Here is a 22,937-nt window from a genome sequence, read left to right as displayed (position 1 = left end):
TTGTCATCCTGAGCCTGTCGAAGGACTAGATTAAATAGCTTTGGCAGGGCGTTCCGACAAACTCAACGTAACAATGCCAATAGAATTTAACTTTTTGATCCAGCCTCTTCTTATCAAAACAAAAGCAGCCAGGTTTTTTAAATCCTGGCTGCTTTATATAATCTGGTATGATGAGATTTTTATTGGAGGCGTTTTTACAACAATCCGTACAAACCATGGGCGTAATTCCTTAATGAAGATGATACTGTCTTCATCTTATCGGGAGATGGGCCTTTTACCTTATATGCTTCTGGATGAAGTTCTAAAGGTTGTTCGTTAATTTGTTCTAATGTGTTTCTGTTGCTTAATGTAGCATGTTGTTCTTCGCTTAATTTTAAAGGTGCCATGATCTTGAAATTTATACTAGAATAACAGGATTATCTGGAATAAGTTTGCAGCTTTTTGTAAATTTTTAAAATTATTTTCCAAGACTCGAAATCCAGTTTTCGGTATCCGAAATTTTAACTGGCACGGCCGAAGCAACGATTTTCAGCACTCCTCCTGCATTGATATCCTCTTGCGTGATAAAGTTCTTTTTGAAAGGTTTTCCGTTAAGAAAAACGGCTTTGATGTATTTGTTTTTCAGGCTAAAATTTTCAGTTTCGATGGTAAAAGTTTTTCCTTTCGGCAGGTTATAGCTTAACGATGGAAATAAAGGCACATTTAAATAATAAATCGGCCACCCAACACAGGCAGGAGAAAAACCACTTGCAGCAAACACATACCAGGCGCTCATCGCACCGGCATCATCGTCCATTGTACGTAAATAGGCATGTGGCTGGTTTCTGTAAATTTTACCGATATAACTACCGATTCCACGGCTGTTATCGTTAAAATAATTTTGAATTACAGTATCAGCTGCCAATTGATGCATCCAGTACTGCGATTTATAACCAGACCTGGTAACATTATACATCAATGGCACCTGCAAATCTGGTTCATTGGCATGGTTGTATAAATCACGTGCAAAAAATTCGTCGAGTTTTGCCAGATAAGATTCCTCTCCCCCGTCCAATTCAATTAATCCTTTAAAATCATAAGGCACAAACCACCGGTATTGCCAGATGGTACCCTGATATAAACCACGGGCCTGCATGCGGTCGACATCATTTTTGGTCATATCTTTAAAATCTTTATTCCAATATTTTTTGTATTCAAGCGCTTTATTGAGATAAAAATCAGATTTTTCTTTATTCTTTAAAATCTTAAAGATTTCTGCCAATGCCCAGTTATCGTAACTCGATTCCAATGCCTTATCTGGAGATTTGTAATCCAGGCCATTTACCTCTTTCACTAACGAATCGGCAATCTTGTTAAAATCTACCGGATAACCCTTGCGGTAGGCATCAAGCAAAACCACAATGGCATGTTCAGAACGCACGGTATTTGATGGCTCATTTTGCCCGGCATAATCTTTTTTGCCGGAGTTATACAGATCGGCAACAGAACTGACCATGCCAGCATAACGGTCTTGTTGAATTAACGAAAGCAAAGGTAACTGCGTACGGTAATTGTCCCAAATGGCCCAGCCGTTGTAACGGATTTCTTTATCTTTCTGAATTTCGCCCTTTGTATTGCGATATGTTCCATCAGCTTCTGAAATTACATAGGGCGATTGCATGGTACGGTATAAAAGCGAATAAAATAGCTTTGCACTTTCCAGATCGCCATTTACAGCAATTTTAGAAAGATTTGTATTCCAATCGGCCTTGCTTTGTTCTTTTACGGTATTGAACGGATTTTTATTGACAGAAGCTTTTGCAGCTTCAACACTTACCGAAGAAAGTGCAATGTTGATTCCTACCGAAGTTACCTCTCCTTTGAGCATGGCAATCATTTTATGATCGTCGATTACTTTCCATGATACATCATCGCCGATTTCCATATAATAGAACAATTTGTATTTACCTGCTCCACAGGTTGTTTTTGAGGTAATCCATCCACTTACACTATTGCCGTTTACCTCGTGCAATTCGGCTACAAAAGCACCATTAAAAGCATAACCCAAATCGAGGTAAAAACCTTTTGCTCCTTTCGGGAATTGGTAAGCATGCTTCCCGGCTTTGCCCAATACGGTAAAACTGGCTTTAATTTTATTTTCAAAACCCACTTCATAGTAACCCGGACTTGCTTTTTCAGCAATCTTGATCAGTTCTGACTTCACTGGATCACTACCTAAAAATGGTTTGATGAAAATATTACCACCCGAGCCCTGGCAGCCTACCCCTTCGAAACGGTTGTGGGTAAAGCCTTCAAATTTCTTCGCCAGGTATTCGTAACCGGTATGTGTTTTAGGATAAGTTTGAGGGCCAATGCTCAACATGCTAAAAGGAGCCGATGCTGCTGGCGACATCTGCCCATGATCTGCTGAAGATCCTAAAAAAACGTTCACCTGATCTACAGGCCTGGCAGTTTTGATAGAAAAATACTGTATTTTTTGTTGAGCTAAAACGTTTAACGAAATAAGCGGCAATAAAGCCAGTAGTTTAATGGAAAGTTTCATTATTTGTGTTTGTTTTTAAATCGCCCTAAAATAGTATTTTAACATGAAGTAGATATTATGTTTTAGGTTCTTTACAAAAGGGGAGAAAACGTTTTAACAAAATATGTTTTTTTAATTTAGAAGCGCAAGCCCTGTACAGAATAAGAAGTGCCTTCCCGTTTTTCGCTTTTACGCTTCGCTGCCTCTTACCTCGTTGCTGCAGGGTAACGCTCCAACCGGGGCTAAGTGGCTACAGCAGTATTTCATTTGTTGGGCTGCAGGGTGCAAAAACCGTTGTGCCTAAACCCGACAGCAGCGGCAGCCTCCGATTAAGCACCGGTTTATGTTATATTTTGGTGTGCTTGCTTGTTTCACAGGTCTTCCATCGGAGCTAGAGCGAATGGCGGGACTGATAGCCCCTAAGAACCACAGACCACTCATTTCCTAATTCTATTTTTTGCTTGTATACATGAAGCTGTCTATTGGTCTGTGCGGACACAGACCAAGGAATAGAATTATAATCCAATCATTTCAAAAAAAGGCATAAAAAAACCGTCCAAATGTAAAATCAGGACGGCTCTAAATAATTTTATCTTATTACTTAATGGTAACCGGAACAGAAATTTTATCCCATTCTAAAGCGAATCCGCTTTTGGTAATTTTATAAACCAAACGTTCTTGTGTAGCTTTTAATGCTTTGGTTTTAACATCAACACGTAAAGCATCTTTAGCTTCTTCGTATTTGTAAGCACCCCACTGTTTTGGTTCTTTGTTAAAAATAGCTGTCCAGGTTCCGCTTTCTTTAGGGATTAAAAAGAAGCTGTATTTTCCAGCTGCTAAAGCTTTACCTTCAACCACGATATCTTTATCGGTTTCGAAAGTAGTAGCCTCGTTTGCACCTGCACGCCATACTTTATCAAAGGCTTCCAAACCGCCCCAGATTTTACGTCCTTTTACGGCAGGGCTGCTGTAGTTGATGGTAATGGTTGCGCCTTTTACTTTTCCTGTTGCTGTAGCCGCAGGACTTGGTTTAGGCTGTGCATCTTGTGCCATTGCACTTACAGAAATGGTGATTGCTGTAAATAGCAACGCGATTGATTTAATCATCGTTTTCATAGTATTGTATTTATCTGTTTTTGTTGTTTTTGATTTTACGAATTTATGGCTTTAGGTTGATAAAAACTATAATCCCAGTGTCTAAAAAATTGTGCAAAATTTTGCTGTTTTTTTGAATTCATTTCTCAGTTATAGACCAAACCGCTTTATTTCCTTCTTCCAACAAATCTGATTACCGAGCCCTGCCCGTTATGAAACAAACCCTCATTCAGTTCAATTTCTTTTTCTTCCAGCACCAGAATCTCATAGTTTTCGAAATAAGCTCTTATTTCCTCGATTGAGAATAGCATATCGATTTCTTTTGGTCCACCAACTTTTTCATTTTTGGCAAGATAATCAAGGTGTTTCTTGCTAAAAGCTTCGAAAATAAGCAAACCGCCTTTGCGTAAATAATTGCTTAGTGTTTTGTGGTAAGTAGATTTAATTGCTGATGGAAAGTGTGCATAAATCAAGGCAATGGCATCAAACTGCTCAGCTTTATAATCCAGCTCCTGAAGTTCGCCCACCTGGTAATCAATGCTAACGTTATTGTTTTCTGCGAGTTGAAGTGCTTTATTCTTTCCTTCAATACTGATATCAAAGGCTGAAACCTTCCAACCAAGTTTAGCTGCAAAAACAGCATTTCGGCCTTCTCCTTCTGCCGGAAAAAGTATTGTTCTGGTCTCGAGATTCGTTAGCTGCTCTTTTAAATAGTTATTCGGTTGTTCGCCATAAGCAAACTCATCGGTACTGTATCGGTCATTCCATCTATCTACCCAGGCATTGTTCATATTTAGCGTTATCTATTTTGTCGAAAATAAAGGTATCAAATTTTAGGCCTGCGCTCGGGCAGCAAATATCTGTTGCACGTAAAAATTAAGTTTATCTGTCGACTGCGGTTTTTGGGTTAGAAAATAAGAGGCCAATTACCGAGAACATAATTACTGCTGCTGCGCCGATTACATTGAGCCAAAGGAATGAAACAATATCGAATTCATATACTGCAACAACGGCAATTTCGGATAAGATGGCCGCAATAAATACGATTGGTCCGTTTATCTTTTTAAAATAAAATGCCACCAGGAAAATACCCAGGATTGGTCCATAGAAAAGCGAGCCCAGTACATTAACGGCTTCTATTAGCGAACCCATCTGTGTAGCAAACATGGCAACAGCTATTGAAAAAATGCCCCAGGCCAAAGTGTGTAAACGGCTATATTTCAGTTCAGTCTCGTCGTCTACCTCTTTTTTACCAAAAATGAGGTGCACATCTTTTAACGAACAGGCGGCTAATGAATTCAATGCCGCAGAAATAGAGCCCCAGCTGGCCAAAAAGATGACCGCAAAAAGCAGACCGATCATCCCAACGGGAAGGGTATTCTTTACAAAATATAAAAAGATATAATTGGTATCGGTTTTCTCTGCATTGTAATTCGACTTGTTAATGGCTTCTTCTACCCTACTGTGCAGTTCTTTTACCTGCTTTTGGGTTGATTTAAAGTTTTCTATCGAAGAATTTAAAGATGGTAATTGCTTTTCCTTTTCTACCAGGATATTTTTTGATTGATGGTTAAATTTCTGTGCTAAAGCGTTATGCTCTTTCTCGAAAGCAGCCGCCTGCTGTGGCTGAGTTTCTTTTAGATACTGATAGGAACGTTCATTGAAATAAATCGGTGCAGGCTTTAGTGAGAAGAAAGCAAACAATAATGCGCCGATTAACAGGATAGCAAACTGCATCGGGATTTTAACCAATCCATTCAACAGTAATCCCATTTTAGCATTGGTATTGTCTTTCGCGGTAATGTATCTTCCAACCTGGCTCTGATCTGTGCCAAAGTAAGAAAGCGCGAGGAAAAAGCCTCCGATTAAACCACTCCAGATATTATATTTATCCTTCCAATCGAATTCGGTGGTAATTACATTTAATTTACCCGATTTCCCGGCCAGGTAAAGCGCATCCTTAAACCCGATTCCATTAGGCATATTTTGCACCAAAAGATATCCGGCAAAGGCCATTGTTCCTAAAATGATCAAAAACTGTAGTTTTTGTGTGTGTGCAATTGCTTTTGCACCACCAACATAAGTATAAATCAATAAAATCCCTCCGGTAAGAATATTGGTTAAATAAATATTCCAGTTTAAAACGCTCGAGAGGATAATACTTGGTGCATAAATGCTGATCCCTGTCGATAATCCCCGCGAAAACAGGAACAGCAAAGAAGTTAAAACCCTTGTTTTTTTATCGAAACGGTTTTCCAAATATTCGTAGGCCGTATATACATTCAACCGCTGAAAAATTGGGATGAAAGTAATGCAGATGACAATCATTGCCAACGGCAGACCAAAATAATACTGCACGAAGCGCATGCCATCGGTATAAGCCTGCCCAGGTGCAGATAAAAAAGTAATGGCACTGGCCTGCGTTGCCATAATACCCAGTAGCACAATGTACCAGGGCATTTTATTATCTGCCTTTAGATAGGAAGCATTGCTTTTTTGCCCACGACCAATAAAAACACCATAGGTTACCACAGCAAGCAAAGTAAATATCAGAACTGCCCAATCGATATTACTCATGCCCAGAATTTAGTAAACAGGTAATAAAATACAATCTGAAATACCAGCGCCAAAGCGAGTAAAATATACCAGGTATTCCAGTTTTTGAATTGGTTTTTCATCACTTCCCAGCTGATAAAAAGTTAAAGAACAATCTGGCTGCACCAACATTCCCTGCAGGTAATTGCCTGAAAAAAGCTAAAGGTGTATAAATAAAATTCCCTTTGCCGTATTTTGCATACAAGGTTGATCCTTGAAGCGGCTCTTCATCTGTATCGTGCATCTCGAAAAGTGGTTCGTATTTGGCATCCCATTTATCAGGGAAATAAGCACCACGCTCCTGCACCCAGCCTTTAAAATCTTCAGCAGTAATTTTATTTGGATAGTTTAACAGTTTATGTTCGGGTTTTAAAAATTTAACCTCTGCATTTTCTTCGGTCACCCTTTTACCACTGATACTAAACGGATAAACACCAAAATCCTGTAGCGCCATATCTTGTGTGGTATTGTACTGCATCACAATGGTACCACCATTTTCTACATAACCGCGCAAAGCAGTTTGCCAGTTTTTAATTCTTTTCTCGGTATTGATTACCCTTACTCCGGTTACCACAGCATCGTAACTAGCCAGTTTTATCGGGTTTAGGATATCCGCTTCTGTCAGCACATCAACCTGCAAACCTGCCTGCCTTAAAAACTCGGGGATCAGATCTCCAGCCCCTTCAATATATCCAACTTTTTTCGCCAATACCTTTACATCTCCCTTAATCAACCATGTTATGGCAGGAACAAAATACTGTAAGGTTGGCAAATGAGGGTACTGAATTAATACCTGTCCTTTTGAATATTCATTCGATTCTGATGAAAAAACAGCTTCTAATTTATTCTGGGTGGTTTTAATTTTTGCTAAATCTTCAACCGGGAGAAGGAAATTCATCGTATTGATGGTATTCTCTGCCAGATTAACCCCCTGAAAGGTTTTCACTACCTGATTGCCGATCTTGAAACTCACCTTACCATAATTAATGTTCTTATTGGCTCTTAAGCGAAGGCTAACATTTAAAGCTTCTTTTTCTTTAGCAAAATAAACTGGCTCGCTAAAACTTAAATCGAGCGCTGGGATGATCCTGAGGGCTTCTACAACATCACCTTTAACAGGATCTAATTTTTTATAGGATAAAGGCAATCTGATTTCAAATTTTTCCGATTCTATTTTCAGTGACAACAGCACATTAACTGGCGATTGCATTTCCGGAAGTCCGATTAAAGTATCATTAGCTACGCTGAATGTTGCCGCATCTTTTGCAGGCTTAGCTAACCAGTAAGGTTCAGTAAGCGCCGCGTCTGCCGGAATCTGGATTTTACGTTCAATGGTAATCAGCGAGTCGTTAGCGAGCGCTCTATTTAAATTATCTGTCTGGTTTAACCAATTCACACTTTCAATGGTAACAGGGGTAGCCGATCTTGAAATTAAGTTTAAACGGAAATTATAACTATTGCCGGCAATTGCTTCGGGTTGATTGGTTACTACCTCGCCCATAAAACCTACACTGCTTAAAATGATGTTATCGATAGCTGCAAGTTTATCTTTTCTAAGGGCTGCATCCTGTAATTCGACAATTCTCTTTCTCAGCATCAACAGTCCATGCAGGCTCTTATCGGGTTGATTATAATTGAAAGATAATAGTATAATGTCAATCAGTTCATCAATATCGCCTATGCCTTTGTCTGACCAGTTAAGGCTTAAACCATCGAACAAAGTTCTTTTAGCAGGATCGCCTAAAACATGGGTAAAATAATCGGAACGTACACCGGCCACCGACTGTGTTCCCGCCCCCTGGCTTTTGTGTAAACTTCTGCTTAATCCTGCCAATTCACCATAACCCATTCCCAATTGTGCGTCGTATTGCCCAACAGTTGCCTTTAACTGATTTTCGGCTGTGGTATTAACAGAACCGAACCTAAAGGTATTCCATAACAACCTTTTTGGCTGCCAAACAGAAACATATTTAAGCTGGTTTGGAAACATATTTTTATCAGCAGCAGCTTTAAACGCTTTCTCCGCCACAACAGCCGAAGCCGCGTGCTGACCGTGACCCGCAGCAGCTGTTGGCGGGAAACGGCAGATAATCACATCAGGTCTAAATTTTCTGATCACCCAAACCACATCGGCGGTAATGCTATCGGCATCCCACTGTTTAAAAGTGTCATTGGTGTTTTTAGAGAAGCCGAAATCAATTGCCCTGGTAAAAAATTGTTGCGCACCGTCTAATCTGCGGGCTTCTAAAAGCTCATGTGTTCTGATCAGGCCTAAGGCTGCCCCTTGTTCGGTGCCCAAAAGGTTTTGTCCGCCGTCTCCCCTGGTAAGCGATAAATAAGCCGTTTCTACATTTTGATCGTTGATTAACCAAGATAATAAACCAGTATTCTCATCATCGGGATGAGCAGCCAGATATAAAACTTTCGGAAGATGTTTTAACGTTTTTATCTCTCTATAAATTTCTGAAGATTTGGCTGGGCGTACTTGTTGGGCAGCACAAAAAACTGCTGGAAAGCAAAATATGAATATTGCGGTTAGTCTCTTAAACATAGAATTTGTTTTGCAAAAACCAAATATGCTCAAAAAGCTTTTACTTTAATGCTTCGGAAACGAAAAAGGTACAAAATAAGTCGGGAGTCCAGAGTCTGAAGTCCAGAGTCCAACCCGTTGTCTGTGTCCCCACAGAACACTCCTTATCTTTTGCAATATTTATCTTTTCGTTCTGTGGAGACACAAACCGAGGAAGAAGAGTCAGGAGTCTGAAGCTCAAAGCTTAAAGGCCAAAGCTGTTTATTTTATCCGCGTCGTCATCTTTCGATATTTTTATACTTAATATTGCAGCATAAATTTTACCTATGAATGGCATGGTACTCATCATCGATGATGAAAAGAAAATCTGCAGTTTACTTTCCAGGATTATTGAATTAGAGGGTTTTAAAACCCTTCAGGCCAATACTGGGAAAGAAGGTCTTAAATTGCTTAAAAATAACGATGTAAGCATTGTAATCAGTGATGTTAAACTACCTGATGTTAATGGAGTTGCGCTGGTTAAGGATATCAAAGCTATAAAATCCTATGTCGAAATTATAAACCTCACCGCTTACGGTACCATTGCCGATGGCGTTCTGGCGATCAAAAACGGGGCATTTGATTATCTCGTAAAAGGCGATGACAACGACAAGATTATTCCGCTTTTGTACAAGGCGATGGATAAATCAAATCTGCAGCGCAGGGTTTCCGATCTGGAAAACAAAATTGCTAAAAAACACAGCTTCGAAACCATAATCGGTCAATCAAAAGCTTTAAAGGAAGCAATTGATCTGGCCAAAAAAGTAAGTGCAACCGATACTACAGTTTTATTATTGGGAGAAACAGGAACTGGGAAAGAAGTTTTCGCTCAATCTATCCATTACGAAAGCCCCAGGGCTGCAAAACCATTTGTGGCCTTAAATTGCAGTGGTTTTAGTCCGGATTTACTGGAAAGCGAACTTTTCGGATACAAAGCGGGGGCTTTTACGGGCGCCAATAAAGACAAAAAAGGGTTACTGGAAGAGGCTAACGGCGGTACATTATTACTGGATGAAATCGGCGAGATGAACCTCGATTTACAGGCAAAGTTATTGCGTGTACTCGAAAGCCAGACCTTTATCAAAGTGGGCGATACCCAAACGCAACAGGTAAATGTTCGGATTTTAGCCGCCACCAATAAAGATTTAAAGGCCGATGCAGCCTCTGGAAAATTCCGCTCCGATCTTTATTACCGGCTTTCTGTTTTTACCATCACCTTACCTCCGCTACGTGAGCGCAAAGCCGACATCCCTGCATTGGCTAAGTTTTACCTGAAAGAATTTGCAGATAAGGTAAACCGATCAGCACCAAAAATGGATGATAAAATTTTATCAATATTGAGTGATCATAGTTGGAAAGGAAATATCCGGGAACTTAAAAATGTGATCGAACGTTTGGTAATCCTCTCAGATGGAGATGCTTTAAGCGCTACCGCCTTACCTCCTGAATTTTTTGAATTTGCACCGATAGAAAACGATTATAACCTACAACAGATAGAAAAGCAGCACATTCAAAAAGTACTCATCCATACCAAAGGAAATAAAACAGAAACCTCGCGATTACTGGGTATCGGTTTAACCACACTTTACCGTAAAATAGAAGAATACCAGATTAGAGAGATATAGATGAGGTTTTAAGGTTTGACTTTGAACAGTTTGAAAGTTAAAGGTTGGAAAAGTTGAAAGGTTTTAAATCCCATCTAACCCATCAAAATACTTTTCTCACATGTAATGTCTCAAATCTCAAATTCCTTATGCGCCAAACCTAATCCATTTATCACCTTCATGTCCAAAGATAAAAGAACCCGGGTGTAACATTTCGGCGATATCTTCTATTAGCGAAACGGCATTTTCAGCTGTTCTTTCGCGGTTAACATCGTCATTCAATAAAATGATTCTATTGTTTTGCACAGCTTGCCAATCGGTATTTAATGCCGCAGGTACTTCTCTCATTAAATCGGTTAAAGTTTTACCTGGCTGATAATAAATAATAAATACAGCGTTTAGTACGTCAGTCTCTAGCATTCCACCTGCCAGCGAAATTTCTTCCGATAAAAAATATTCCGGATTGTTGCTCGTATCTAAGCAAGCTACAGGCATTTTATCCATAAACTTAATCTTGTGCTCCACTAAATCTAAACGTTCCTGTAATTCTTCGTGGTGAGCAGCATCGAGGCCGATAAATAAATCGTTTAAAAAAGACATCTGCATTAAATTTATTAATTTGTGCAAAAATAACATTCCTAATCGCATGCGAGGCTCATTTAATTATATATTTTGGTTTTTTTGTGTAAGCTTATTCTTTTCATGCAAGGAAAATGCTGATCATCAGGACAAAAAAGTCTTCAATATTAATCTCGATCAGGGTTTAACCTCTATTGATCCGGCCTTTGCGCGCAACCAGAATGCCATCTGGATGACCAACCAGATTTTTAATGGTTTGGTACAGATCGATTCATCCTTACAAACAATTCCCTGTATAGCCAAAAGCTGGCAGGTTTCGGAAGATGCTTTAACCTACACTTTTAAATTGCGCAACGATGTTTACTTTCATGATGATCCTATTTTTAATAATGGCAAAGGGCGCAAAGTAACTGCAAGTGATTTTGCCTATAGTTTTTATCGTTTAATCGATCCAAAGGTAGCCTCATCCGGCGGGTGGATTTTTAGTGATAAGGTTAAGGATAAGCATAATTTTATCGCGTTAAATGATTCTACTTTCCAGATTAAGCTGGTGCGTCCTTTCCCACCGTTTATGAGTTTACTCACTACACAATACTGCTCTGTTGTACCTAAAGAAGTTGTAGAGCATTATGGTAAAGATTTTAGAAGTCATCCTGTTGGCACCGGCCCTTTTAAATTTAAATACTGGAAAGAAGGTGAAATATTAGTGCTTTTAAAAAACGAGCATTATTTTGAAAAAGATGCCAAAGGGATGGCCCTGCCCTATCTTGATGCCGTTAAAGCCAGCTTCATCACCGATAAACAAAGTGGTTTCATGAGTTTCCTGAAAAAGGATCTGGATTTCTACTATAATGTTGATGGCAGTTACCGCGATGATATCCTGACCAAAAGCGGAAAGATGACCTCGAAGTACAAAGGAAAATTTACATTAACCAAAAGCCCATACCTGTGTACCGAATATGTAGGCATATTGGTTGATACCAACCTTTCGATTGTGAAGAAATCGCCATTGCGTTTAAAAAAAATCAGGCAAGCCATTAATTATTCAATAGACCGTGACCGATTGATTAAATACCTAAGAAATGGCATTGGGGTAGCGGCAACATCTGGTTTCATTCCTAAAGGCATGCCGGGTTTTGATAGTTTGGCGGTTAGGGGATACGCCTATAACCCAAAACTGGCTGCTAAACTTTTAGAGGAAGCTGGTTTCCCAGAAGGAAAAGGTATGGGAGAAATAACCCTAAATACAACCACAACTTACAAAGACCTGATCGAATTTATTCAGGGCGAGCTTACTGCTGTAGGTATTAAAGCTAAAATTGATGTAAGCCCAAGTGCTAGCCTAAGGGATTTAATGTCGAAAAACAATGTAAACTTTTTCCGTGGTTCCTGGCTGGCCGATTATGGCGATGGAGAGAATTTCCTTTCCATGTTTTACTCAAAAAACAAAGTCCCTTATGGTCCAAATTACACGGCCTTTTATAATAAAGAATTCGATCAGCTGTTTGAGAAAAGCTACTATGAAACCGGTAACGAAAAACGATTTGAACTGTACCGTAAAATGGATCAGATGGTAATGGATTATGCCCCTGTTGTTCCACTTTTCTACGATCAATCTGTAGTAATGCTCCAAAACAATATTAGCGGATATTCCTTCAATCCATTGAGCCTGATGATTTTAAAGCGGATAAAAAAGAAATAGAAGATTCGTCAACTTAAACGTTGTCAGTCTGAGCTTGTCGAAGACCTTTTAACCGTGTACAATAAATAATATTGTCCTTCAATAAGCAACCTTTGATAGATTCCAAAAGAAAGGTCGTCACAGCAATGAAGATGCCTCGCTGCCTAGAATTCCCTAAAATCTTCTGTCATTTATATTGGTTTTATACAATAAATTAACCTTCAGGATGACCGCTCACTTTTTGTTTTTGCTTTATTAAAAAAATATTTACTTTTTATCCATTAACTTCCTTTTAAGAAAATCGGCCGTTGCCTCACTCACCTTTAAACCGTTAGAAAACTTCATCCAGTGGTGAGTATCATCCGGAATAACCAAAAATTCGAACCCGATTTTTTTATCTTCAAACCTTTTGGCCAAATCTACACTCTGATTAAAAGCAACATTGCGGTCATCATCGGCATGGATAATCAATGTTGGCGATGTCCAGGTGTTAATGTAACTCACCGGAGATGATGACGTGGCTACCCTCGCGGCTAGTGCAGCATCTGGGGCAGGCTCCTTTCCTTCGGCTCCTGGATTACTAAACCTGTAATTTACGCCATGGATATCTACGCCTGCTGCAAACAATTTAGAATCTTTTCCAAGCGCCAGTGCAGTTAAGTAGCCACCATATGAACCTCCATAAATGCCAATTTTATTTTTATCAATGTTTTTCTGATTCGCTAACCATTCGCCTGCAGCCTTTACATCCTGATATTCTGCTGCCCCTTGTGCCCCGGCATTTAATGGTTTATGAAAATCAAAACCATAACCAATTCCCAAACGATAATTTACAGATAAAACTGTAAAACCCATATTAACCAGGTACTGGTTTAAAGCATAATCAATGGAATAATAATCCATCGGGTTCCAGCCCAAAAACATTTGCCGTTGAGGACCACCATGAACATATACAATTGCTGGCTTGTTTTTATCTGCTTTTTTGGGAGAAAACAATTGTCCATATACAGTATTGCCATCGGGTGCCTTAAAATTTACATGCTTTGGAGTTACCATTTCTTTGATGGGAAAATCGTTAGGGATAAGTGATTCGCCGATGAGTCTAACTGCCTTTTTATCATTTAAAACAGCTGGTAAAAGTGGCCGTTCTGCTGTGGAACTTAAACAGAAAAAAGTACGGTTATCTCCCGAAATTACAGGATAGGCTTCAATACCTTCGCCAAAACTCAATGCCTCCATGTTTGCCTTATTTACTGCTACTTTGTAAATATGCCTCCTATCTAAATCATCAGCTTCTCTACCTGTGTTCGCTGCAAAAACCAATGTCTTTTTATCGTTGCTCAGTTTAATGTTTTCAATGGCAAAATTACCCGGGGTAAGCAATAAACAGCCTGTTCCATCAGGATTAACAGCATACAAATGCGGCCAACCGTCCTCATATGAAGTGAATATTATCTTACCGTCGGCCCATTGCAAATTGGTACCCCCATCAATTGAAGGATAAGAACCCCTGATCGTTTCAGGAGCTTTCCAGATCTGTTTTCCTTCTCCAGTATTTACGTTAGCCGTCCAGATAGCCCAAGGTTGATGTTTTCGCGTTAAAATCGAATCCGTTTCTATACCTGTCCCCCTTGTGCGGATAAAAGCAATCGCATTGCCATCTGGTGACCAAACTGGGGCGTTATCTTTAGAAAAAGATGGCAATAACCACTGTATCGCAGTTTGCTGATTGGTATAAATACCTATAAAAGAATGATCTGTCCGGTTGGAAACAAACACAACCTTCTTCCCATCCGGCGACCATTTGTAACCTGAGTTGATGCCTTTTGCGTAAAACAGGTTTTTTGCCGGAAATGATCCATCAATAGGGGCAACCATCACCTGACCTGCTTTGCTAAACAGCAGCTGTTCGCTGTTTGGTGAAATAACGGGGTTATCTCCTTCACCTATTGCAATAACTTTTCCACCGCCAAAAGGCACAGCAAACACCTGTATTTTTGGTGCAATTGGAGATGAATTTGCGTTAACAGGTCCGCCATCTCTTCCACCATGATCGCCGCCACGTACAAATACAATCCATTTGCCATTTGCAGAAATAGATAAACTGGTTAATTCCTGTCCATCATCATCATTATAATCTGTATTTTTTATTGCTTTATAATCAGGCGCTTCAGCAGTATAAATATTTCTTTTTCCCTGTTCGTTTGCTGCCCAAGCTATTTTAGAACCAACAGGCGAGGCTACCAATTGCGTAGGAAAAGGATAACTTAAAACTGATTTCAGTGTAAAGTTCTGTGCAAAAATTTTATCGGCAGATATTAGTATGAGCAGTATAAGCAGCGATTTTTTCATTACTTGATATTGAGAAGATAAATTATAAAAAAAAGCCCTAACCGATGTGCAGTTAGGACTCTGATTATTGTTTTTTATAAGAATGTTACTGATCCCACCACAGTTTGGTTGTTCTTGCCACATCTGCCGGAACATTTGCTCCGTTTTTACTGCGTTCGCCCTGTGGATAATCCAAGCGACGGATAAAGGTTGGAAGCGCAGCGTTGGCCGGCATACCGAAATCCTTGTATTTGTAATCGAAACGGCGGGCATCATTCCAGGCCTCCGGATTTAAATAGGTTGCAATGTATTTCTCTTTATAAATAAGATCTTTTGTTAAGGCCGCAGCACCAACATTAACAACAGGATTGGCCAGATAAGCATCTCTTGCAGTTGTTGAAACCAAAAGTTTATCCATATTAGCACTAATACCGGCTAAATAAGCTGCATAGGCTTTCGTTTTATCGGTATCAAAATAAGCTTCAGCTTCGATAAATTTCAGCTCAGCATAAGTAACAATAAGTATTGGAGCAGTATTGCTGGTCCATGGAGAGTTACTCGAGATATAACATTCATCTTTAGTTGTATTGGCTCCAGGCAACCTATTACCTGCCCCATTTACGGTTCCGATGTAAATATTGTTAACGGTTTTATCGGTAATTTTTTCGATGCGTGGGTCAAAAACTGTAAAAGTTGTGCCATTTAAGGCATCAATAAACTGTTCTGAAAGCCATCCACCAAGTGATTGTTGCGAATTGGATAGTGCCACATTGGCCCATGGATTACGTTCTTTAAAAGTAGCCATACCCGCATCATCTGTATTTGCGTTAAAGGAATTACTCAGTGCTGCCAATACTGCTGTAGGATTATAAGAACTGGTTTTACTTATTTTGTTCAATAATCTGGCTTTTAGACCATAGGCCATTTTTAACCAGTTTGCCCTTTCGGTGGCAGGTGTTTTTCCATAAATTAAATCACTCGTAGGGGCCAGTTTAACTGTTGCATTGGTTTTGGCAAGTTCAACAATGGCTTCATCTAACAATGCGATGGTCTGGGTATAAACCTCCTGTTGTTTGTCGTATTTTGGCTTAAGGTTGTTGATATCGAAAGCCTGCGAAAACGGAGCATCTCCCCATAAATCATTTACCAAGGTAAGGTTATAGGCAATAATTACATCGGCTACGCCTTTATACTCGCTGGAGCCTTGTGCAACTGCCAGTTTTTTCATTTCGTTAGCATCGGCCATGGCAAAGTAAAGTGCATCCCAGGTACTACTAAAATCAATTGCTTGATAAGTATCTCCAGCAGCATTAGCCGACGGATTAGCAGTATATTGCACATAAGGAGCAACAAGATTACCGATAAGGTAATTGTTATTTCCGATTTTGTAAGTTGATGTAGCCAACAATGCATTGAGTGTTGGCACGGGAACCTGATTCGGGTTATCAGACAATTTATCAAAATAATCGTCTTTACAACTCTGCAAACCTAGTGTTGCAATTAAAGCTGCGCACCATGTATATTTTATAATCTTTTGCATCGTAATTCTATTTAAAAACCAACATTAAGTGTAAACATAATTGTACGGGCAGATGGATAGGTAAATCCGGCAGAACCATCATTATTACTACCCGAATCGAAAGAACTCGATTCTGGATCTACACCATAATATTTTGTCCACAACCATAAATTATTTCCGGTAACGGATAGTGAAGCATTTTTGATTGACTTAGCGGGCAACCAGTTCTCCGGTAAATTATACGTTAAACTTGCAGAACGTAAACGTACCCATGAGGCATCGCTTACAAAAGGCTCAGAAACATTCCGGTAATAGATGCGGTAATAACCTTCTCCATAATTAACACCATCTACTGTATTCTGTCCTAGCCATACCGGTTTGGTGTTTGGTGTTCCATTGGCCAATACACCATCAAATACCTTATACGACCTTCTATCAGCAGTATAATCGGGCAACCCGAAGGCCGAATAAAAATCTTCTAACCAGTTGTATTTCTCAAATCCTAAACGCGCATCAAACAATACATTTAAACTGAAATTTTTGTATTTGAAAGTATTGCCCATACCAATAATATAGTTCGGCTGCGAATTACCTAGTAATTTTTGTTTGCCACCTGAAATGCTCGGGAATCCGTTGGCTCCGATCAGCAATGGAAGGTCTTTATCCAATACGATCGGGTCTTCTGGTGTACTTCCATAATAACGGTTAAAATAACTGCCGTAAATATTGCCATAAGGCTGGCCCTGGATCAGTTTCATCGTTACTCCGGCATTGCCGTAACCTCTTGCAGCACCATACACAATTTCCGATATTCCGTTAGGCATACTCAATACCATGTTTCTGTTGGCCGAAAAATTAACATTTACATCCCATCTGAAATCTTTTGATACAATTGGTTTACCATTCAATACCAGCTCAACTCCCCTGTTCCTGATATCGCCGGCATTGATTGACTTGGTTACATAACCTACTGCCGAAGAAATCTGCGTTTGAATGATCTGATCTTTGCTTAATGAATAATAGTAAGTAAAATCGAAACCTAAACGGTTTTTAAAGAACGACATCTCTAAACCAGCCTCGTAGGTATTGGTAAACTCGGGACGAAGATCGGGGTTACCAAGGTTTGGAGCAATGGTTAAACCACCTGTTCCGGTTGGAAGCGAGGTATAAGGCGAATATCCGGTAAATGTAGAATACTCGGATGCATCCTTTCCGATCCTTGCATAAGACAAACGCAATTTGGCCTGACTAATAACGGCAGGCAACTTAAATTGATCGGAAAACACATAACTTAAACTTGCTGAAGGATAGAAAAACGACCTGTTTGCTTTTGGCAGCGTAGAAGTGATGTCATTTCTACCGGTTACAGTTAAGAAAAGGTAATTTTTGTAATCGAAAGTCGCTTCTCCAAAATAACCGATCAGTCTTTTTTGTCTTAGGGTTTGCGTTGGGGTAAGTACACCTGCATTAGCTAAATTAAAGAAATTGTACACGCCGAGGATACTGCCCAAAGTACCGATCTCTTTCGATTTACGGTCGTAAAGTTCTTGTCCTAACCGTAAAGTCCCGGTAATATCATCTGTTAGTTTAGAGGTAAGTGTGGCAACGATAGTGCTGTTGATGGTTCTAAACTTGGTATTATATTCACCATAATAACCCTGGGCATTATCATACATGGCTTCAGTAGCATACATCGGTCCGCGGGCTGTGCGCACACGGTTATCATTATAAGTATCTACACCTAAGCGGTAAGAAAAATTAAGCCACTTTGCAGGATCATAACTTAGGCTTGCCCCACCGATAAACCGGTTAACATCGCCTTTAAATCTGTTATTTGCTGTACCCCAGATTGGGTTATTGGTACCGAAGTATTTTTGCGAACCATCTGCATTCTGGTAATCTGCCACATCATAACGCGGCGACCAATAGGCCAAACTTTCTCCAAAACGGTCTGCACTATAGGTATATCCGCCAGAATTGGTGAAATTCATATTTATAGCGGCTTTAAATTTTGGACTGATGGTAAAGTCTGTATTTAAACGTCCCGAGAAGTTTTTGTTATCGGTATTTGGCATCATCCCTTTTTGGTATAATTGCGAAACAGAAGAGAAAAATTTAATTGCATCACTTCCTCCGGTAACCGAAATCGAATTTTTAACCTGTTGACCTGTACCAAAAGCACGGTCGTAGTTATTGAACAATTGATCAGGGTGAGTAGGATCGATCAGTTTCGCTTCGGCAATGGTTGGTCCCCATGCTGGTCCGATTCCGCCTGGAGGATTGGTGTAAACACCTAAAACACCTTGAGTATATTCTGTTTGTACATCCGGCGACTTCAACACTTCATCAAAGCCGTAACTACTGTTAAAATTAACGCTAACGCCATTCTGCTTGCCTCTTTTAGTGGTAATTACCACAACACCATTTGCACCTCTTAATCCATAAAGCGCTGTAGCGGCACCTCCCTTTAAAATATTGATGGTTTCAATATCCTCTGGATTAATATCTGAAGCCCTATTGGTTACCCCTCTTGAACCAAATGCGGTTCCATCGGGATTAGCCCCAACGGTAGAGGTAGAGTTATCAATCTGCACCCCATCTATTACATATAAAGGATCGCCTGAAATGTTAGGATCAATGGAGTTAACTCCCCTGATCCGGATACTTGCCCCCTGACCAGGGCCACCGCCCGTGCTGGATATTGTAGCACCTGCAATTTTACCCTGTAATGCATTAAGCAAGTTCGGCTGGTGGTTATAGTTCAGGTCTTCAGATTTAACAGACTGGGCGGCATAACCTAAAGATTTGGCCTGCCGGGTAATCCCCAGTGCGGTTGAAATGGTTACTTCCTGCAGTTCCTGAGCATCTGAAACCAGCCCTGCATTAACTGTGGTTTTACTACCAACAGCAATTTCCTGCGGTTTATACCCGATAAGGCTGATTACAAGTACAGCGTTAGTTGATGGAACCTGAATGGAAAAACTACCATTTGTATCGGTAGAGGTACCTGTTGTGGTGCCCTTGATTTTGACACTTGCTCCGGGTAACGGACCTCCGTCATCAGCAGAGGTGATTTTCCCTGTTATCGTTTTTACCTGAGCCTGAGCTGAAAGGCCAACGAGTAAAATACACAGAAAAAAAAGTGAGGTAAAGATTTTTCTCATATCACAATTGTTTAGGTTAAAGGTTTGTTAGCTATTGCAATATAAGGTTTTTACGAATAAGAACACGCACAAAACATGACCAACCAAGTTAAATTCCGTACAATTTTTGATACAAAAAGCCTATACCCAGCAAAAACCCGCAAATATTCAAGATAAAAAACGCAAAAAAATGAACAAAGCTATTTACTCTAGGAAAAATCAGAAGCAACAACACCACTTATGGTGTATTTTACACTAAATACAAGTAGCAAATACCCTTAAAGCAAAAAAGCCTCCCGATTTTGATCGAGAGGCCTGAACTATATATTTAGATTGGGTTTTATTGTTGAACGCCGCCCATACCTCCTTGTTGCTGATCTTGTTTCACATCGTCGTTTTTGATCTTTTTCTTCTCGGTAAATTTAAGCTTACCGAAAGAATAACTAAAGTTCACACCAAAAGAGCGTAGTGGATAGTAGATATTTTGACTCTGAAAAACTGTTTCAGTAGGCGTAATAGAGTTATTTACAGTTTGGATGTGAAGATCTTTTGTAAAAGGATTCAAGGTATTGACACCAATTGATCCTTTTTTGTTTAAGATATCTTTCTTGAATGATGCACCATAAAAGATCATCGCATCTGTTTTACCCTGATAGGTTCTTCTTGGCGAATTTACCACCCCAAATAATTCAAAATTATAGCCTTTACCAAAACCATATGCAGAACGGGCAAAAATGTTATAGTTTACAAAAGTACCAGTGTTAAAATTAGCTACCTTGTTATTCACTTCGTAAGTATTTAATCCAAAATTACTCATTAAAGTCCATTTTGGTTTAGGATTATATGAGCCAAAGATATTGAAACCATAAGTTTGGCCAGTACCCACATTAATGTAAGTGGTTAATGGTATATTGGCAGCAGTTGTAGTAAGTGAACTTTCAATTACCCCTCCTGTACGGCGGTAAAACACTGAGGCATTAATTACCGATCCTTTTATAAAGGTACTGTAACCTAACTCTAAGTTATCACTCAATTCAGGATTTAAATATGGATTTCCCTGCTGTAAGTTAATTGGGTTACTATCGTTAAGGAAAGGATTCAAATAGTTTTGACCAGGTCTTTGTAAACGACGGTTATAACTTAATTTTAATGTGGCGTTTCCTTTTAACGTTTGGGATATGATTGCGCTGGGAAATAAATTCAAATAATCATTTTTCTGAATTCCATTAGCCTTAGTGTTAAAACTTATTGTAGTATATTCCGTTCTTAAACCACCTTTAAACTTTATTTTTTTGGTTAAGTTGAAGCTAATTACACCGTAAGCTGCAGCAACATCCTGATTATAATCAAAGTCCTGAGACGAAAAATCGAACTGGCTTCTAATTTTACGAAAAATACCTTTTGCTCCTACCTCTAAAGTTGTCGACTTAGAAAATGGGTAAGTATAATCTGTTTGAACGGTATACTCATTATTTTTACTGGTATTATTCCTTTCAGTGGTTGTGCCTGTTAAAGAATCCTGAGGAATAAACGTATTACTAAATCTTTGCGGCGTACGGCCTCTAGATAATTGCGCAGATATAGAAAACTCTTCTCCTTCTTTTTTAGATGTTTTTTTATAATCGACATTCCAATCCATATTACTGAATGTCATATCCATATCGCTAATGTTTCTTTGACGGAAACCATTAGTAAGAAAATCTGATTCACCTGGTCCGCCATTCGAAAAACGGTTAAACTTTACGTTAGAGCTAATGTTATTGTATGCATTAAAGTCATAATCAACACCTAAACTACCATTTAAACCATTTCTACTCCATTTTGAGTAACCATCTTGTGATGTATAGATGGCGCTCCCATCACTTAGCTCCGTATTGTTAACAATAACAACTCTCGAATTCTGAGCGTATGCAAAATTCCCACCTAATGAAGTATTAACACTTAAACGGCCCGTTTTTGCAGTTAAGTTAAACGCACCGTTGTTCTGACGTGTACCTGCTGATGCATTTACCGAACCACTTACGCCTTGTGCATTAGATTTTTTAGTTATGATATTGATGATACCTCCGGAACCTTCTGCGTCATATTTAGCTGATGGACTGGTAATTACCTCTACACTTTTAATCTGCTCTGCAGGGATCATTTTTAAAGCATCAGCAACGCTGCTGGCCATGGTACCGGAAGGCTTACCGTTAATTAAAACGCGTACGGCGCCACCACGTAACTGTACGTTGCCGTTAATATCAACCGATAACATCGGCACCTTACGCATTACATCTGTTGCATCGCCGCCGGCGTTTGTACCATCAGCTTCTGCGTTATAAACCATTCTATCGATTTTATTTTCGATAACTGCTTTTGTTCCCTGAACCTGAACATCGGCCAAAGTATTTTCACTTGATGAAATATAAATTGTGCCCATATTATTATCGGGTTTTGACGGCGTGGTGGTAACCAAAACAGATTTTGTTTTGTAGCCCATAAAACCGATCATTAGCTTATATGAATCAGGCGATACATTTTGTAAGGTTAGTTTTCCCTTTCCATCGGTTACACCACCATTAACTGATTTATTATCCTTTGCATTAACCAAAGATACCGTTGCGTAATCAATTGGTTTTTTAGTTAATGAATCGAGTATGGTTGCGGTAATACGTCCGGTAACGGTAGATTTTTTTGGTCCTCCACCCAAGCCGCCGCCAGTAAACTGGGCATGTGCGGTAAAAAATAATCCAAGGATGAAGGTAAGTAGTAGAAGTTTTTTCATGTTAAGAGTTAGTCTTTTGTAATTAGTCTACGCAAATTGCATTTTGTTACAATTATAACCTATACTTTTTACCCTAACTCTTCTAATTAGTCGGCAAACACTACGCTTTCATCGGTAAAAGGAATTATGGATGACAGTATTTCTCTTATTACGCTTTGATTACACTCAGGGTTACTAATTAAAATGAATATTTCAAAATGCAGAATATATTTCTTAATTAGAAAAGCAGGTTCCACTTATACCGATACCAAAAACCCTTCCATTCGCTTCAATTTTTTTGAGGTGTGATTGTATTGATATTCAAGGTTGCTGCAAACAAAAGGGATTTTCGCAGTTGTGAGGTTTAGATGAGATAAAACTGTGCAAAAAACAAAAATCTGACAGCAAAAACCATGAAATGAAACTTGTGACAGTCCTTCGACAGGATGACAAATTGTAAAGATTAATTCCGTGATTTCAGGGCTTCCGTGGTGAAAAAAACTATAGCTAGTTTAGTGAACCAAACAGTGAAAAAATAAATGGTCTGTGAGGAC

13 protein-coding genes are annotated in these 22,937 nt (G+C 39.3%); 2 read left to right on the top strand and 11 right to left on the bottom strand.

The window, feature by feature from the left end; all coding sequences use genetic code 11:
- Positions 1–194 precede the first annotated feature (194 nt).
- The 6 genes from ASU31_RS27575 to ASU31_RS18785 form a co-directional block, all read right to left on the bottom strand.
- Positions 195–386 (bottom strand): hypothetical protein, encoded by a 192-nt coding sequence (locus ASU31_RS27575; RefSeq protein ID WP_116249330.1) that lies wholly within the window; start codon positions 384–386, stop codon positions 195–197.
- A gap of 71 nt (positions 387–457) precedes the next feature.
- A complete protein-coding gene (locus ASU31_RS18805; protein ID WP_057933824.1) occupies positions 458–2,542 on the bottom strand; it encodes a glycoside hydrolase domain-containing protein in 2,085 nt (694 codons plus the stop codon).
- A gap of 576 nt (positions 2,543–3,118) precedes the next feature.
- Positions 3,119–3,637, bottom strand: a complete 519-nt coding sequence (locus ASU31_RS18800) for a DUF2911 domain-containing protein (RefSeq protein ID WP_057933823.1) — start codon at positions 3,635–3,637, stop codon at positions 3,119–3,121.
- Positions 3,638–3,783: 146 nt separating this feature from the next.
- Positions 3,784–4,407 carry a class I SAM-dependent methyltransferase gene (locus ASU31_RS18795; protein ID WP_057933822.1) on the bottom strand — a complete coding sequence of 208 codons (624 nt, stop codon included), beginning with the start codon at positions 4,405–4,407 and terminating at the stop codon, positions 3,784–3,786.
- A gap of 91 nt (positions 4,408–4,498) precedes the next feature.
- Positions 4,499–6,193, bottom strand: a complete 1,695-nt coding sequence (locus tag ASU31_RS18790; RefSeq protein ID WP_057933821.1) for a sodium:solute symporter family protein — start codon at positions 6,191–6,193, stop codon at positions 4,499–4,501.
- A gap of 100 nt (positions 6,194–6,293) precedes the next feature.
- Positions 6,294–8,762: a PIG-L family deacetylase gene (locus ASU31_RS18785; RefSeq protein ID WP_057933820.1), complete on the bottom strand. Its 2,469-nt coding sequence runs from the start codon at positions 8,760–8,762 to the stop codon at positions 6,294–6,296.
- Positions 8,763–9,067: 305 nt separating this feature from the next.
- Here ASU31_RS18785 and ASU31_RS18780 point away from each other — a divergent pair, with 305 nt between their 5' ends.
- Entirely contained in the window at positions 9,068–10,405 is a 1,338-nt protein-coding gene (locus ASU31_RS18780; protein WP_057933819.1) for a sigma-54-dependent transcriptional regulator, read from the top strand.
- 126 nt (positions 10,406–10,531) lie between these two features.
- Here the strand turns inward: ASU31_RS18780 and ASU31_RS18775 are convergent, their stop codons facing one another.
- Positions 10,532–10,984, bottom strand: coding sequence for a substrate-binding domain-containing protein (locus tag ASU31_RS18775; protein ID WP_083505431.1), 453 nt, complete (start codon positions 10,982–10,984; stop codon positions 10,532–10,534).
- Between the two features lie 46 nt (positions 10,985–11,030).
- Between ASU31_RS18775 and ASU31_RS18770 the strand changes: the two genes are divergently transcribed.
- Positions 11,031–12,665 (top strand): ABC transporter substrate-binding protein, encoded by a 1,635-nt coding sequence (locus tag ASU31_RS18770; protein WP_057933817.1) that lies wholly within the window; start codon positions 11,031–11,033, stop codon positions 12,663–12,665.
- Positions 12,666–12,911: 246 nt separating this feature from the next.
- Here the strand turns inward: ASU31_RS18770 and ASU31_RS18765 are convergent, their stop codons facing one another.
- The 4 genes from ASU31_RS18765 to ASU31_RS18750 form a co-directional block, all read right to left on the bottom strand.
- On the bottom strand, positions 12,912–14,996 hold the full coding sequence (locus ASU31_RS18765) for a S9 family peptidase (RefSeq protein WP_057933816.1): 2,085 nt from the start codon (positions 14,994–14,996) through the stop codon (positions 12,912–12,914).
- An 85-nt stretch (positions 14,997–15,081) separates the two neighbouring features.
- Positions 15,082–16,515: a SusD/RagB family nutrient-binding outer membrane lipoprotein gene (locus ASU31_RS18760; protein WP_057933815.1), complete on the bottom strand. Its 1,434-nt coding sequence runs from the start codon at positions 16,513–16,515 to the stop codon at positions 15,082–15,084.
- Positions 16,516–16,526: 11 nt separating this feature from the next.
- Complete coding sequence (locus ASU31_RS18755; RefSeq protein WP_057933814.1) at positions 16,527–19,658, bottom strand: SusC/RagA family TonB-linked outer membrane protein; 3,132 nt, start codon at positions 19,656–19,658, stop codon at positions 16,527–16,529.
- 319 nt (positions 19,659–19,977) lie between these two features.
- The gene (locus ASU31_RS18750) at positions 19,978–22,404 is read right to left on the bottom strand and encodes a TonB-dependent receptor (RefSeq protein WP_057933813.1); all 2,427 of its coding nucleotides are present in this window, start codon (positions 22,402–22,404) and stop codon (positions 19,978–19,980) included.
- Positions 22,405–22,937: the final 533 nt, after the last annotated feature.

It is taken from the genome of Pedobacter ginsenosidimutans (assembly GCF_001442625.1).
Taxonomy (GTDB): domain Bacteria; phylum Bacteroidota; class Bacteroidia; order Sphingobacteriales; family Sphingobacteriaceae; genus Pedobacter; species Pedobacter ginsenosidimutans.
This window is presented reverse-complemented; position numbering and strand designations above follow the sequence as displayed.